This is a genomic window from Bradyrhizobium sp. 1200_D9_N1_1 (genome assembly GCF_052075915.1).
GTDB classification, from domain to species: Bacteria; Pseudomonadota; Alphaproteobacteria; order Rhizobiales; family Xanthobacteraceae; genus Bradyrhizobium; species Bradyrhizobium diazoefficiens.
The window spans coordinates 6,555,628-6,570,694 of record NZ_CP197226.1 but is presented as its reverse complement, the minus strand read 5'-3'; the positions used below and the strand labels follow the sequence as shown (position 1 = coordinate 6,570,694).

Annotated in this window: 15 protein-coding genes; 7 read left to right on the top strand and 8 right to left on the bottom strand. The window is 65.5% G+C overall.

Annotation, left to right across the window (positions count from 1 at the left end; all coding sequences use genetic code 11):
- Positions 1 to 89: 89 nt before the first annotated feature.
- On the bottom strand, positions 90 to 1,652 hold the full coding sequence (locus tag AB5K84_RS31555) for a hypothetical protein (protein ID WP_038965716.1): 1,563 nt from the start codon (positions 1,650 to 1,652) through the stop codon (positions 90 to 92).
- 243 nt (positions 1,653 to 1,895) lie between these two features.
- On the opposite strand from AB5K84_RS31555, the gene AB5K84_RS31550 reads away from it, so the two are divergent.
- Positions 1,896 to 2,864, top strand: a complete 969-nt coding sequence (locus AB5K84_RS31550) for a phosphatase PAP2 family protein (protein ID WP_011085898.1) — start codon at positions 1,896 to 1,898, stop codon at positions 2,862 to 2,864.
- Positions 2,865 to 2,898: 34 nt separating this feature from the next.
- Here the strand turns inward: AB5K84_RS31550 and AB5K84_RS31545 are convergent, their stop codons facing one another.
- From AB5K84_RS31545 to ku, 7 genes are all read right to left on the bottom strand, one after another.
- Positions 2,899 to 4,494 carry an MBL fold metallo-hydrolase gene (locus tag AB5K84_RS31545; RefSeq protein WP_011085899.1) on the bottom strand — a complete coding sequence of 532 codons (1,596 nt, stop codon included), beginning with the start codon at positions 4,492 to 4,494 and terminating at the stop codon, positions 2,899 to 2,901.
- Positions 4,491 to 5,411, bottom strand: coding sequence for a ribose-phosphate pyrophosphokinase (locus tag AB5K84_RS31540; RefSeq protein WP_011085900.1), 921 nt, complete (start codon positions 5,409 to 5,411; stop codon positions 4,491 to 4,493). Before AB5K84_RS31540 ends, AB5K84_RS31545 begins: the two co-directional genes overlap by 4 nt.
- On the bottom strand, positions 5,408 to 6,949 hold the full coding sequence (locus AB5K84_RS31535; RefSeq protein ID WP_011085901.1) for a thymidine phosphorylase family protein: 1,542 nt from the start codon (positions 6,947 to 6,949) through the stop codon (positions 5,408 to 5,410). Before AB5K84_RS31535 ends, AB5K84_RS31540 begins: the two co-directional genes overlap by 4 nt.
- A 154-nt stretch (positions 6,950 to 7,103) precedes the next feature.
- Positions 7,104 to 7,268, bottom strand: coding sequence for a Flp family type IVb pilin (locus AB5K84_RS31530; RefSeq protein WP_011085902.1), 165 nt, complete (start codon positions 7,266 to 7,268; stop codon positions 7,104 to 7,106).
- 190 nt (positions 7,269 to 7,458) lie between these two features.
- Positions 7,459 to 7,662, bottom strand: coding sequence for a hypothetical protein (locus AB5K84_RS31525; protein WP_236842206.1), 204 nt, complete (start codon positions 7,660 to 7,662; stop codon positions 7,459 to 7,461).
- A 183-nt stretch (positions 7,663 to 7,845) separates the two neighbouring features.
- Complete coding sequence (locus tag AB5K84_RS31520) at positions 7,846 to 8,082, bottom strand: hypothetical protein (RefSeq protein ID WP_028172241.1); 237 nt, start codon at positions 8,080 to 8,082, stop codon at positions 7,846 to 7,848.
- 58 nt (positions 8,083 to 8,140) lie between these two features.
- On the bottom strand, positions 8,141 to 9,124 hold the full coding sequence (gene ku / locus AB5K84_RS31515; RefSeq protein ID WP_011085904.1) for a non-homologous end joining protein Ku: 984 nt from the start codon (positions 9,122 to 9,124) through the stop codon (positions 8,141 to 8,143).
- A gap of 235 nt (positions 9,125 to 9,359) precedes the next feature.
- Between ku and AB5K84_RS31510 the strand changes: the two genes are divergently transcribed.
- The 6 genes from AB5K84_RS31510 (at position 9,360) to ccmI (ending at position 15,066) form a co-directional block, all read left to right on the top strand.
- On the top strand, positions 9,360 to 9,515 hold the full coding sequence (locus tag AB5K84_RS31510) for a hypothetical protein (protein WP_165448146.1): 156 nt from the start codon (positions 9,360 to 9,362) through the stop codon (positions 9,513 to 9,515).
- 229 nt (positions 9,516 to 9,744) lie between these two features.
- Complete coding sequence (locus AB5K84_RS31505) at positions 9,745 to 10,419, top strand: response regulator transcription factor (RefSeq protein ID WP_011085905.1); 675 nt, start codon at positions 9,745 to 9,747, stop codon at positions 10,417 to 10,419.
- A gap of 94 nt (positions 10,420 to 10,513) precedes the next feature.
- On the top strand, positions 10,514 to 11,890 hold the full coding sequence (locus AB5K84_RS31500; protein WP_011085906.1) for a sensor histidine kinase: 1,377 nt from the start codon (positions 10,514 to 10,516) through the stop codon (positions 11,888 to 11,890).
- A gap of 161 nt (positions 11,891 to 12,051) precedes the next feature.
- The gene (locus tag AB5K84_RS31495) at positions 12,052 to 13,455 is read left to right on the top strand and encodes a hypothetical protein (protein ID WP_038965713.1); all 1,404 of its coding nucleotides are present in this window, start codon (positions 12,052 to 12,054) and stop codon (positions 13,453 to 13,455) included.
- Positions 13,456 to 13,555: 100 nt separating this feature from the next.
- Complete coding sequence (locus tag AB5K84_RS31490; RefSeq protein WP_028172238.1) at positions 13,556 to 13,825, top strand: hypothetical protein; 270 nt, start codon at positions 13,556 to 13,558, stop codon at positions 13,823 to 13,825.
- A gap of 131 nt (positions 13,826 to 13,956) precedes the next feature.
- Positions 13,957 to 15,066, top strand: coding sequence for a c-type cytochrome biogenesis protein CcmI (gene ccmI / locus AB5K84_RS31485; protein ID WP_011085909.1), 1,110 nt, complete (start codon positions 13,957 to 13,959; stop codon positions 15,064 to 15,066).
- Position 15,067: the final 1 nt, after the last annotated feature.

The window sequence follows — 15,067 nt, the reverse complement described above, 5'->3', positions numbered from 1 at the left end:
GGCGATGCGGACGCCCGCGGGCGGCTGGGGGGCCGGCGGGAGCCGGTGGTGATGTCCCGTTAACCACACCGTGCAGCGGCGGCGTCGCGCTACGACCTGCGGCGGATCTTGTAGAGGACAAATCGTTCCGAAGCGTCCAGATCGTCCAGCAGATCCGGCAGCGGGTTGGGGGCGTGCGGTCCAAGCAAATAGAGATAGTCGAAATCCTGGTACCAGGTCCGGACGAACGGCGGAGCGTCCGCCGGCGGGCGGCCTGTCGCAATCGCCGCTAGCAGGCCCGACGGCACCGGCCCTCCATAGGGAATGGCAAGACGGCGCACGGCCTCGCGTGCCCGCACCGGCTGCTTGCCCGCTTCCGTGAATAAATTGGGCACGAAGGCGTTGGCATAGTGCACGGCCAGCGTCGGCGCATAGAACATTGGATAGGACGTGAGGTCGGCGAAGGGCGGGTCTCCAACGTCGCCCGTGCTGCCGACGAGGACGCGTGAGCCGCGATCGATCTTGTGGAACGACGCGACGATAGCAGCATAGTCGGCGCGGTAAGGTAGCCACACCGCGAGGACCACGGCGAGATTGATCAGGGTAATTCCGCTGATCACAGCGAGCGCAGCCATTCCCCAGGCACGGCTGGGCAGCGACAGCGAGCAGAAGGCCGGCAGGATCAGGGCCGCGGCGGGAATCACGCGGAGGTCCACAAACGAGGTTCCGAACAGCTTCGAGGGAATGATCAGGTACAAGACCGCAAAGCCGATCGCGAGCCAGATTCCGGCCGGCTCGAGCTTGAGAACGCCGCGTCTTGCGGCGAAAAGCAGCGAGATCATCAGCGCCAGTCCGGTCATTGCCGATACCGTCAAGCTGTAGCCGCTCATGATGCGTAGCGGCCAGATCGGCTTGAATCCGAGGAACCAGCTCGTGCCTTCGCTTCCGATCGAGCCTGCAGTCATATGCATGATCCCGAACAGGACGAGCGCCGGTATGGCCAGCGCACCAAGCCGCGCGGCCGCGGCCCGGTACGATATTCCCTGGTGGCGGATGCGCCAGAGCTCGAAAAGGCCCAGCGTCGCGCCGTAGATGCCGAGGGAGAAGAAATGCGCCGCATACAGCGCAGCGACGAAGATCGCGTTGACGGCGAAGCGCGCTGGCCATGGGCCTTCTGCCAGCATCAGATAGACGGCGATGCCGCAGAGGGCGAGGCCCAGTCCGAACTCGAAATTGATGAAGCCCCAGCTGAACGGCAGACAGTAGAGGAAAGCGAGCGCCGCAAAGCCGGCGAGATGAACACGTCCCTTGCGGGCCCATTCGAGCAGAAGCGCGCCCCCTACGATCAACAATTGGCTGAGGAGCAGGAACAGCCGTGTGGCGCTCTCGACGCTCATCAGCCGCGCCATCTGCGGGACCAGCAGGTCCATTCCAAGGTTGGGATAGAACGCCCAGGCCACCTCGTAATGCGGATTGGCGTTGGGAGTGCCGCTCTGGCTCAAAATGTACATGCGGGCGAGGTGATTGGGATAATCGACCATCGCGGGAATAGGGGTCAGCAGCACCGGAAGAAACGAGACGGCGGCGAGCATTGCAAGAACGGTGATCGTTACCGATCGGTCCGAGCCAAGACGAGCCCGGATCGTCAAGGTCGGCCTGTCGGAAGAAGCCATGTGATCGGGCCGCCGGAGTTCGAGCCTACGCTCTGCAAAGGTGCAATTGCACGACACAACGCCATAACGCGAACATCGTAAAGATCAAACGTCACGCGGCAGTAGGGTGCCGTTGCCGTCGGCACAGCACTAATGAAAAGGAAATTCCGCCGTGTTCGTGTTGTTGCGTTAACGCAGGCTCAATTTTGCCTCGCTAGCGTGGCGACAGGGCCGTGGTGACCAGGCCGGCGATCGGATGCCCCCATGCCAGACAGGCTGAGTCTGCCAGATATCCACCTTGTCCAATTGGAGCGTGCCGATCGTGTCGTCTGGATCGCGATCGGGGCCTCGGCCGGCGCTGTGTTGATCGCGTCGACGCTTGGGCCGTTTCAGATGGAATGGCTTTCATTCTGGAAACCCGCCCTCGTTGCCGGCCTGCTCGTATTGATGAGCTGGTTCTATGCGACCATCAGAAGGGACGCGGCTCTCGCCGACGCGCTGGTCAGCGCCGCCCAGGTCGTCGCATTTGCGGCGGTGGGAGCTCCGCTGTCATACGTCGCGGCAAGCGCGGCATTTCCGCTATGGGACAGCGAGTTCGCCGTATTGGACCAGCGGCTTGGCTTTGACTGGATGGCGTGGCTTGCGGCGATGAATGCTGCGCCGCTTCTGCATAGGATCCTGGCGGGTGCGTATGCGAGCTTTGCCGTGCAAACGACGGCCGTCGTCCTCGTATTGGCCGCGGCGGGCCATGCCCTGCGATTGCGCATCTTCATGCTGAGCTTCGTTCTGACGACGCTTCTGACCATCGGCGTTTCCGCTTTCATGCCGGCGCAGGGTGTTTGGGGGCATCTGCATCTGTCAGCAGTCGATTCTCCCGCCATCGTGCCGATGACGCGAGATCTGCCGCTTCCCGTATTCTTTGGATTGCGGGACGGGACCTTTCGCCATCTGGTCGCGGAAGGCGCCGAAGGGATCATCAGCTTTCCGAGCTTGCACGCCGCGCTTGGACTTCTCTTCCTGTTGGCGCTTTGGCCGGTCAGATATGTGGGTTGGATCGCCGTGCTGCTCAATGTTGCGATGATTGCGGCCACGCCGGTGGATGGAAGCCATTACTTTTCCGATGTGGCCGCGGGTCTGGCGATCGCACTCCTGAGCTGGGTCACGATGCAACGTGCCCTCACCGCGAGTGGACGAATGGAAACGGCTCGCGCGTTGTATTCGCGCGCGTTTTAGCCCCTTTCCGACAAGGGCGACATTCCGCGTCGCTCTACTCATTCTCCTGCAGCGCGCGCCGCAGCCTGCGGATGATGACGCCGCGGGCGCGGTCGTCGGCGGCGGCTGCGACCTTGTCGCTGATGTCGAGCATCAGCTCCGACATTTCGTTGTGCCAGTCGAGATGCGTGACGGCCTCGGGCGCCAGCCGGCGGCGATGGTCGACGTCGAGCACGCGCGGCTCGGGCGCCTCGAGCTCGTAGATGTCGTCGAGCACCGGCTGATAGATCTTTGCGGCCGGGACAATGCGTTCGCCCAGCCGTTCGGCAAGCCCGGCGATTGCATCCTGCTCGCCGTGGGTGAGGAACAGGCCGCGGGCGATCGGGCGGCGTGCCGCGATCCAGCCGGCGATGCCGGCGGCGTCGGCATGTCCGGAATATTCGTCGATCATCCGGATGCGCGCAGCGACCCTGATCTCGTCGCCCTGGATCCGCACGGCCTTGGCGCCGTCCTGGAGGAAGCGGCCGAGCGTGCCGTGCGCCTGGAAGCCGGAGAGGAGCACAGTCGCGCGCTCGTTCCACAGCCAGCGCTTGAGGTGATGGCGGATGCGGCCCGCGTCGCACATTCCGCTGGCGGCGATGATGATGTGAAAGCCGGTCAGGCGCATGATCGCCTTGCTCTCGGCAACCGTCTCGGTGAATTTGAGATGCGGCGAGTTGAGCAGGCGGTCGACGTCGACGCCGGGATCGAGGCTCGCGGCATGCTCGCGGAAGACTTCGGTGGCATGGATCGCGAGCGGGGAATCCAGAAAGATCGGCGCTGCCGGAACTTCGCCGCGCTCCATCAGGTGGACGATGTCGACGATCAGCTCCTGGGTCCGCTCGACCGCGAAGGCGGGGATGAGCAGGGCACCCTTGGCCGCGGCGGCATCGCGGATCTCGCTTGCGAGATGCTGCCGGCGCTGCTCGGGCGTGGTGACGGGGCGCACGCGGTCGCCATAGGTGGATTCGCAGATGACGTAGTCGAGGTCCACCGGCGCCTCGGGATCGGGCTGGAGCAGTTTAGCTTCCGGCCCGACGTCGCCCGAGAGCAGGACGCGCAACGGACGTTCCCGCCCGTCCTGGCCGAATTCCAGCTCGATCGAGGCGGAGCCGAGCAGGTGGCCGGCGTTCCAGTAGCGCGCGCGAACGCCGGGGATCACGTCGGCCCAGCGCTCATAGTCGACCGGGCGGAACGATTGCAGCGAGGTGACCGCATCGGCCTGCGTGTAGATCGGTTCGACCTCGTTCCGACCGCGTGCCGCGTTGCGCCGGTTGAGCTGCGTGACCTCGGACTCCTGGATGCTGCCGGCGTCCGGCAGCATCCAGGAGCAGAGGTCGATGGTGCCGCGCGTCGCCAGGATCGGTCCGTCAAAACCCTCGCGCATGAGTTTCGGCAGCAGCCCGCTGTGGTCGATATGGGCGTGCGTGAGCAGCACCGCCTGGATGTCGGCGGGGCGGAAGGGAAAGGCGCCGTAATTGAGTGCCTTGAGCGTCTTCTGTCCCTGGAACAGGCCGCAGTCGACCAGGAAGCGCCCGGTCGCGGTCTGGAACAGGTAGCTCGAGCCGGTCACGGTGCGGGCGGCGCCGCAGAATCGAACAGTCACGCTCATGTCGTTGTCTCCGGCGGAAGTATCGTGTTGAGCTCGCGCTTGAGAGCCGCGGCCAGAATTTCGTCGAGCGCGATCGCGTTGGTCGGATGTGGCACGCTGTCGCTCGAGCGAATGGAGCGGATGCCTGCGTCGGCGAATGCCGCGCTCATCGCGGGTGGAAACAACGCGTGCGTCACGACCGAATCGACAGCGCTTGCGCCCATCGCTCGCAATGTTTTCGCCGCGACCATCAGCGTCGTCCCGGAGGAGACGATGTCGTCGACCATCAGCGCCGGCCGTCCCGCGAGCAGGGCGGCGTCGGCAAAATCGATCTCAACGGAGCGATCGCCGCGCCGGAGCTTTCGCGCGACCGTGTGCTGCAAGTCCAGCCGTCCCGCGAGGTCTCTCACCCAGGGCTCGGATTCGGCGTCGGGGCCGATCACGACGGTCGCGGGATCGATGCCGGCCGCGACAAGCGCGTTCGCAATCGCGGGCATCGCGGACAGGTTCTCGGCCTCGATGCCGGGAAACACGGCGGCGATGTCGGGGGTGCGGTGCAGGTGCGCATCCACGGTGACGACGCGGTCGACGATCGTCGCAAGCAGAGTGCCCATGGCGCGCTGGCTGATGGCCTCGCCCGCATGAAACGCAATGTCCTGCCGCATGTAGCACAGATAGGGCGCGACCAGGACCAGCCGCTTTGCGCCGCCGCGACGCAGCGCCTCTGCGGCGAACAGCAGGGCGATCAGCTTGTCGTTGGGTTGATCGAGCGCGGCATAGAGGATGGTGGTGTCGGCTGCGGGCGCGACCGTGACGCGCAGCTCGCCGTCCGGGAAGCGGTGCAGGGTCATCTCGTCGGAGGCAAGCCCAAGCCGCGCCGCGAGACGCTTCGCCGCCTCGGTGCCGAACGGCAGGGTCTGGAACGCGATCATGCTCACGACGCCGTCTTGCTCGGGAGCGCGTCGTGACCATCGACGGCGTAGCCGTTCCCTGCCGCTGCGGCGGAGGCTGCGAGATCATGCTCCGGCTGATCGAAGGCGTAGACGCGGTAGAGCGGCTCGCCCTGCTCGACGTGGTCGCCGATCTTCTTGAACAGGCGGATGCCGGCGCCCTTGTCGAGCGGCGCGCCGGCGGTGCGGGCGAGCCGGTTCAACCGCAGACAGTCGATCGCGGACACCGTGCCGTCATGCGCCGCCTTGATGTCGAAGCTGAGCGATCCCAGTTCGGTGCTGCATGTCGACGGGCCCTGGGCGTCGATGATCTTCTGCATCTGCTTCAGCGCCGCGCCGCTGTCGAGCAATTCGCGCGCCCGTGCGTAGCCCGCGCCGCCGCGCAGCTTCGGATCGTATTCCAAGAGATGGGCGGCGAGCCGCAGTGATTTCTCGCGCAGGTCGCGCGGGGCATCCTTATCGTTACCGAGCACCGCCATCACGTCGTTGGCCTCGAGCACCGGCCCGATGCCGTTGCCGATCGGCTGGCGGCCGTCGGTCGTGATCACTTCGACCGTGCGGCCGAACCGGTCGCCGACGAATTCGAACAGCTTTCGCAGCCGCATCGCCTCGACGGCGCCGGTGACCTTCGCGGTCGGCCCGACCGGAATGTCGATCAGCAGATGCGTCGAGCCCGCCGCGATCTTCTTGGACATGATGGAGGCGACCATCTGCTCGCGAGTATCGAGGCTCAGCGGTCGCTCGACCGAGATCAGGACGTCGTCGGCCGGCGACAGGTTCACGTGGCCGCCCCAGATCAGGCAGCCGTTACAGGACGAGACGATCGCCTTCATCTCCTCGACACCGACATTCACCCGCGCCAGAACCTCCATCGTGTCGGCGGTGCCGGCGGGCGAGGTGATGGCGCGCGAGGAGGTCTTGGGGATCGGCAGGCCGTGCGCGGCGACGATCGGCACCACCACCATCGAGGTGCGATTGCCGGGAATGCCGCCGATGCAGTGCTTGTCGACGACCACAGGGTCCGGCCACACCAGTTGGGTGCCGGCCTGGGCCATCGCCCCGGTGAGGGCCAGGAGCTCGTCGCTGGTGATGAAGCTCGCCGAACCGATCAGGAAGGCGGCGATCTCCATGTCGGAGTAGCGATAATGCGCGAGGTCGTTGATGATCGCGCCGATCTCCGCCTGGCTCAAGGTTCGCCCGCGGATCTTCGCACGCACCGCTTCAAGGCTCTCCGGTGGCGTGGCGGGCGTCACCGCGACCAGCGTGCCGACCGGTTCGGCGAAACGGCGGAATGCGGGCTCGGAGAGGCCGATCTCGTCCTGGGCGGCCAAAGTGTCGTCGTCAGTGATCAGCAGCGTCGCCAGCAGCACCTTGCCGTTGAGACGGAGCTCGACGCGGCTGAAGCCGCGGAAGATCTCTGCGCGCAGCGCCTTCGATTGCCTGGAGATGACGACGACGTTCTCGCGGCCGGTATCGAGGCGAACGCGGCGGATCTTCAGTTGGGAGTGGGGGAGGTCTGGGTGCATGGACGGGCCGGCAGGGAGGAAGCTCGGCCTCCATGCTTAGCCGTCGCCGCCTTTGTGCTGTTGACCCAGATCATGGTCTGCCACGCCGGCAGGCCTTGCGTGCCGGCACGGTCTCGCCGATGTCAGAAGATGACTTCGGGCCGGGGCATGCGGCCTACTTCGTGGCCGCGTCGATCGAGTTGAACTTGTTGTTCAGGAGCGCGCTGCCCGTGTTGTTCACGACCGTGACGATCACGAGCGCGATGCCGGCGGCAATCAGGCAATACTCGATAGCGGTGGCTGCACTTTCATCGGCAAGAAAGGACTTGAGCAATGCCATCGTCAACTCCCGTTCATCCGTCCAACGTAGGCTGGCGCCGTTTTCGGAATGGTAAATTGATTCACTAAATTTCGCAGGGCGCGCGTCAAAGTGCTGGCGGGGCGGTCCCGACCTCAGGCCTTATATGCTGGCATTCATTGACTTAAGGTTTCGTCACCCAACTCGGGTGGATTTGACGGCGTCGTCGCTTTCAGGACTTGATCGCGCGTCCAGGGGTGGTCTTGCCAGGGCGTCTCAGCGCCGCTGCGAGGCGTCCGACCAGATAGCTCATGACGCGCGGCTGTGACCGCGCCGCGCTGTCTGCAAGGCGCTTGTCCTCGCTCGTGTCGTTCACGAGGCCGATGTAGTTCTTTCTGGCGTCCTGCTGCTGCACCGCGTGCAAACCCTGGTTCAATCGACCGCGCGACCTTGTGGTGCGCAATGGGAATCGAGGGTTAATTTTGTCTTCCGTAGGATTACTTGGTGCCTCGCCGGCGAGCGCCGAAGGCGATGGCGCCGCTTAACCGATTGTTGAGGCTATGTCTCGGCGGCGCGAGGGAGGGCGAATGCTGCAAGGCGCCGCCGCGTCAGGTGGGGCTTACTTGCGACTGACGTCCGCGTTCAGCGCCCGCAACATCGCGATGCGGGCGAACATCGTCCAGCCGCCGCCCGTCTCGGCCGCGTGGATCAGGGTCTCGATCGCGGTCTGCCAGTGGCTCGCGTGCTGCGCGTCCTCGGGCAGCTGCATGATGTGATCGGCCGCCTGTTGCAGCGTCCGCAGCTTGCGCCCGTTGCGCAGCGAGATCGGATCGTCGAACGCCGCCGACCAGGGCATGTCAGGCCGGCCGACGGGCGAGGGGAGACATCACGGCGCGATCGTAAGCGGCGTGCCGCTAACCGGCCTTCTTCGCCCGCGCCGGCGCGCGCACCGGCTTGTCGGCCTTCTTCGAGGCTTCCTTGGGGGCCGTTTTCGCCGCAGCTTCCTTGCCGCCCTTGCCGGCGATCGGCAGCAGCATCTCGCGCTGGCCTTCGACGCGCTTCTTCGGCTTCTTGCCCTTGACGGTCTCCTTGACGACCTTCGCGATCGGAGCTGCGTCCTTCTCGCTCGCGAGGCTCTTCTTGAGAGCGTCCATCAGGTTGATGACGTTGCCGCCCGTCTTCGGCGCCGCTTTGGCCGCGATCGGGGCGCCCGAGCGCTTCTTGTTGATGAGATCGATCAGCGCGGCCTCGTAATGGTCCTCGAACAGCTCGGGCTCGAACGCTCCGGACTTCTTCTCGACGATGTGTTTTGCAAGGTCGAGCATGTCCTTCGTCAGCTTCACGTCCTGGATGTCGTCGAAATATTCCTTCTCGCTGCGGACCTCGTAGGGGTAGCGCAGCAGCGTGCCCATCAGGCCGCTCTCGAGCGGCTCCAGTGCGATGATGTGCTCGCGGTTGGTCAGCACCACGCGGCCGATCGCGACCTTGTCCATGCTGCGGATGGTCTCGCGGATCACCGCAAAGGCGTCGTGGCCGACCTTGCCGTCCGGCACGAGATAATAGGGGCGGATCAGATAGCGATTGTCGATGTCGGCCTTCGGCACGAATTCGTCGATCTCGATCGTGTGCGTCGAGTCGAGCGCGATCTCGTCGAGCTCGTCCTTGGTGACCTCGATATAGGTGTCGGTGTCGACCTTGTAGCCCTTGACGATGTCCTCGGAGGTCACCTCGTCACCGGTCTCGGCGTCGACCTTGAGGTACTTGATCCGGTGGCCGGTCTTGCGGTTGATCTGGTTGAAGGAGACCTTCTCGGTATCCGAAGTGGCCGGATAGAGCGCGACCGGGCAGGTCACGAGCGACAAACGCAAAAAACCCTTCCAATTGGCGCGGGGGGCCATGGGCTACTCCAAACGCAACGGGGACAGACTTATGAGGATACCATCGGGGAACACCGAATCAAACACGGCGCGGTGCGGAATCTTGCAACTGCGTTAACCAGCCGCCCCGCGTCCGGTTGCTGCCCGAGCCCGCGGCAAAAGCCGGAACATCGTATCGGATCGGGCGTTGCCTCAGGACACAGGGCCGTGAGGCGGTCGCGGTCATCGGAGGCGACACGCAGAGATTGAGGGCATCATGGCAACCACGCGAGACCAGCATCAGATCGTCGAAACTGCAACCGAGGCGCGCCAGGGCGAACCCGGGCCGTCGGTGGCCGCGCTGCTCGCCATCTCGACCGGGCTCGCGATCCTGATCCTCGCCGTCATCTGGTTCGTATTCTTCCGGACCTGACGGCCGGATCCGAACGTCCCGGGCCTTCCGACTCGCCGCGTAACGCGGCACATTGCGCCCGCCATGCCGCCGGCTCGTCCGGCAGCCTGGCGGGCGCAGTCGCGTCGGCGCGTGACAGGGCGTATATGACCAAAAAGTAACGCGGCCGGTTCCCCGCGTTCATATTCAGTTCACGCCGGAATTGCTCATCTGAGGCTGTTGTTCATGCGGCCTATCTTTGGAGAGAAGCGTGCGCCTGCTCGTTGTTGAGGACGACCCCGATCTCAATCGCCAGCTCACCAAGGCGCTGACGGACGCCGGCTATGTCGTCGACCGCGCCTTCGACGGGGAGGAGGGGCACTATCTCGGCGACAACGAGCCGTACGATGCCGTCGTACTCGACATCGGCCTGCCGAAGAAGGACGGCATCTCGGTGCTGGAGGCCTGGCGCCGCAACGGCCGCACCATGCCGGTCCTGATCCTCACCGCGCGCGACCGCTGGAGCGACAAGGTCCAGGGCTTCGATGCCGGCGCCGACGACTATGTCGCAAAGCCGTTCCATCTCGAGGAGGTGCTGGCGCGCATCCGCGCGCTGCTGCGCCGTTCCACCGGCCATGCCCAGAGCGAACTCAGCTGCGGCCCGGTCACGCTCGACACCAGGACCGGCCGGGTCAGCGTGTCCGGCAATCCCGTCAAGATGACCTCGCACGAATATCGGCTTCTGGCCTACCTGATGCACCATTCCGGACGCGTGGTCTCCCGCACCGAGCTGGTCGAGCATCTCTACGACCAGGACTTCGACCGCGACTCCAACACCATCGAGGTCTTCGTCGGCCGTATTCGCAAGAAGCTCGACGTCGACATCATCCAGACCGTCCGCGGCCTCGGCTATCTCCTGACCCCGCCGCCCGCTCCGGGCGCCTGAGGCGTTGCGGGCTTGACGGGAGGCCGAACAGGGGGCCTTGGTCCGGTTATGACGTCCGACGCCCTGCCATCCTGCGCCTCCCGGGATCGTTCCGATGCCCGCTAGCTCGCTTGCCAACCGCCTGTTCCTGTCGGCGACGGCGTGGCTCGTGGTGATCCTGGCCATCACCGGCGTGGTGCTGTCGTCGGTCTACAAGAACGCGACCGAACGCGCCTTCGACCGCCGGCTCAATCTCTATCTCCGCACGCTGATCGCGGAGGTCGCGACCCCGGACGAGCCCCCGGACCGCCAGTTCCAGTCGCTCGGCGAGCCCCTGTTCGAGCTGCCGCTGTCCGGCTGGTATTGGCAGATCACGCGCACCGACACCGAAAAGCCGGAGGTGCGCTCCTCGCGCTCGCTCTGGGACAAGAAGCTGCCGAAGCTGGAGGAGCACGGTGCCGAGCTCACCGCCGCCGGCATCCGGCTCGGCTATGTCGATGGTCCCGAGGGGCAGAACCTGCGGATGGTGGAACGGCCGGTCGATCTCGGCGCCGACGGCAAATATCTGGTCAGCGTCGCCGGCGACGACAGCGAGATTTTCGACGAGACGCGCAGCTTCGACTATTACCTCGGCGGCACCTTCACCGCGCTCGGCATCGTGCTGCTCCTGACCACGGTGTTCCAGGTCCGCTTCGGCCTCGCGCCGCTCAAGCGCATCTCGGAGTCGATCGCCGACATTCGCTCCGGGCGGGCAGAGCGGCTCGAGGGCGAATTCCCGGTCGAGATCGCGCCGCTCGCGCGCGAGACAAACGCGCTGATCGATGCCAATCGCGAGATCGTCGAGCGCGCGCGCACCCATGTCGGCAATCTCGCCCATGCGATCAAGACGCCGCTTTCGGTCATCGTCAACGAAGCCGGCGTTCACGCTGCCGATCCGTTCGCGGCCAAGGTGATGGAGCAGGCGGACGTGATGCGCGACCAGGTCGCCCATCACCTGGAGCGGGCGCGCATCGCCGCGCGCGTCTCGGTCGTCGCGACCGTGACGGAGGTGGCACCCGCCATCGAGGCGCTGCGGCGGACGATGGAGAAGATCCACCGCGACCGCGGCATCATGGTCGAGGCCAAGGCCGATCCGTCGGCAAAATTCCGGGGCGAGCGGCAGGATCTGGAGGAGATGGTCGGCAATCTCGTCGACAATGCCTGCAAATGGGCGGCCTCCCGGGTCTTCATCGAGGTGCTGGTGGAAGTGCCGCATAAGGCCGGCGCCGGTCCGCGCCTGAGGATCATTGTCGACGACGACGGCCGCGGCCTGTCGGAGGCGGAGCGCACCCAGGTCTCCCGGCGAGGCCAGCGGCTCGACGAGTCCAAGCCCGGCTCGGGGCTCGGGCTTTCCATCGTGGTCGACCTTGCCGCGCTCTATGGCGGCAGCCTCTCCCTCGGCGCCGCGCCAATCGGCGGCTTGCGGGCCGAGTTGGTCCTCCCCGGAATATAATCCTTTGTTTCAACAGGATTTTTTGGTTCCGGGACGGCCGATCCGCAAGCAAACGGGAGGATTCGGGCCAACGTCCTCAACGGCTTCTTAAGGCGCAGCCTTCTATGATCGCGCTCGGACGCATCCCATGTCCGCCACTTTACCGTGCATTACCTGGGCGCATGAGCCAGACATCGATCGAGCGGCTGAGGGAATATCTCGCGCAGCTCCCGCCGCAGTCGCAGGCGCTGCTGATGCGGGAGTTCGAGCGCGCGCTCGAGCGCGGCCAGGACATGGCTGTGGCGACCCTCGTGCTCGAGCAGCTGCGCAGGATCGTCCGCAAGACGGAGGCCGACGAAACCCCACCCCCGCGGACGGACGACCTGTCGCGGCTCCTGTTCCAGGTGCTGGAACCGTTCCTCGTCGAGGCGGGCGCCCCGATCCGGGTCGGACAGATCCGCCGCTCCTCGCTGCATCCGATCTGGCAATGGCTCGGCCGTGACGGTGCTCCGGACAAGCTGAACGAATTCGAGGCGGCGCTGGCGCGCATGCCGGCCGCTGACAGTGCGGGGCAGGTCGAAGCGCTCGCCCAGAAGCTCCAGGCGGTGGCTGCGGACGCCATCTTCCAATTGACGGGGCCGGGCGGCGGCGACAAGTCGCGCGCGCTGGCCCGCGTCGGCCCGCCCAACGTGATCGAGGACCTCTATTCGGTCGGAGCGGTACTCCAGGTCCGAGAGGCCATCGCCACCCTGAACGAGAAGCTGCCGCGCTTCCTGCGCGCCTTCGGCGACTCCCAGATCGCCTCGGTGACGTCGGCGCTCAACATCCCCGTCCTCCAGACGCCGCAGATGCTGCCCTTCGCGCTGTCGATCGTCGTGCAGCGCATGACCGCGCCGTGGCAGATCATCCGCCTCGCCATCAAGATTGCCGCATCGGACGACGAGATCCGCGTGGCGGCAACGCCCTATGGCGTCGCCGTCACGATCGCCCTGCACGATTTGTCCTGCGTCGCCGCGATCCTGCGCATGGACATCAAGCGCGGCCAGTTCGACAACGTCGCCGACAATCTCAAGGCGCTGCACGACGGTGTGCGCGGCCTGCGCACCGAGCTCGACCTGCGCAACGATTCCGCCTGGGGCAAGCAACTGACCTCGATCCGGGCCGATATCTCCAATGCGCTGCAATCCGAGATCGACAGCGTTCCCGGCCGCGTTCGCCGGATCCTGCGCCAGCGCCCCGAGAAGGACATTCCGCCGGGCGCGCGGATCGACAGCACCGAGGTGGAGGAAACCGCGGCGCTGATCGATTTCGTCGCGACCTGCCGCAACTACGCCAGCGAGCTCGCGATCAACGAGGTGACGCTGCGCACCTATTCCGACCTGCAGCAATATGTCGAGCGCTCGACCGAGCAGCTGGTGCAGTCGCTGCGCGCCGCCGATCTCAAGGTCCGCACCTATCGGCAACAGCAGGTGCAGGCTGCGATTCGCTTCTGCCAGGTGCTGTTCGGCGATGACTACGCCTCGCTGATGAGCCGCGCCGCGGAGAACGCACTCACGGGCGAGCGCAAATCGTCGCGCGCAAGCTGATTCAAGCGCATATTTTTGTGATCACAATTTGTGGTTGACGCTGTCGGTGACGGGCCCTACGGTCCCGATGCAAGTCCGGGGAATTTCTATTTGTGGGCGCATGAAACCCGTTATCAGCTCCATCGAAATCGAGAACCGCGTCATTGTTGCCAAATATCAAAGGCTGATGGTCGGCGCGAAGGTGGTGCTGGTCGAGAAGGCAAGCGGTCGGCAACTGCCTGAGACGGTCACGAGGGTTGCATCTCCGGTTCCGGTCGGAGCGTTGCGCATCAGATTGCCTGACGCCATCGAGCCGGGAACATACTTCCTGAAGGCCCTCAACGGTCACGGCGAGGACGCGGCTCGAAGTGTGGACTTCGAGATCGGCTAAGCCGTTGGATTTTCGCCGTTTCGGGGCTGTGGCCGGTCGCGCCGAATTGACAATTGTCAATTGCCGCATCGTCCGGCCGTGGTGTAAAGCCACCTATGGGCGCGGGTGGCGCGCTGCCGGAAGCTTGCCAGATGACGTTATGGTTCGTGTTCGCGCTGATGACGGTCGCGGCGATTTTCGCCGTGCTCTGGCCGCTCGGCCGCAGCGCGCGCGCGCAAAATCAGGGCAGCGAGGTCGTCGTCTACAAGGACCAGTTGACCGAGATCGAGCGAGACCTTGCCTCGGGACTGATCGCTGCGCCTGAAGCCGAGGCTGCGCGTGTCGAGATCAGCCGCAGGCTGCTCGCTGCCGCCGGCAGCGAGCCTGTGTCGGAGCCCAAATCGAGCCTCAAATGGCGCCGCGCGGCAGCGGTGCTGGCGCTTGTCGGTCTGCCGCTCGTTGCGATCGGCGTCTACATGCCGCTCGGCTCACCCCGGCTTCAGGACTTTCCGCTGGCGCAGCGGGAGCGCGGGTCCGGCTCCGGCATGGCGGGATCTCTGGAGAACCTCGTCGTGCAGGTCGAGCAACATCTGGAAAAGAATCCGACCGATGGACGCGGCTGGAACGTGCTCGCGCCGGTGCTGGAGCGGCTCGGCCGCTTCGACGATGCGGTGCGGGCCTATCGCAACTCGATTACCTACAATGGTGAGAGCCCGGAGCGCAGATCCGATCTCGGCGAAGCAATCTCGGCCGCTGCGGGCGGCGTGGTGACCGCCGAGGCCAAGACCGAGTTCGAACGGGCGCATGCCCTGAACGCAGACGATCCCAAGGCGAACTACTTCCTCGGTCTCGCCGCCGAGCAGGACGGCCGCAAGGACGATGCCGCCACCATCTGGCGCGCGCTGCTGGCCAAGGCTCCGGCGGATGCGCCGTGGCGGCCCCTGGTGCAGTCCTCGCTGGTGCGGGTCGGCGGCGGCACGATGCCGGCACTGTCCGATGAGACGATCGCCGCATCGAAGGACATGAGCGAGGGCGATCGCGGCGCCATGGTCCGCGGCATGGTCGAGCGACTGGCGACGCGCTTGAAGCAGAACAGCGACGACGTCGAGGGTTGGCTGCGCCTCGTGCGTGCCTATCTCGTGATGGGCGATCGCGACAAGGCGGTCGGCGCGTCGAGCGATGCCCGTCAAGCGGTCGCCAAGGATACCGAACGGCTCCGCCAGCTCAATGAAGGCCTCAAAACTCTCGGGCTCGACGGATGAC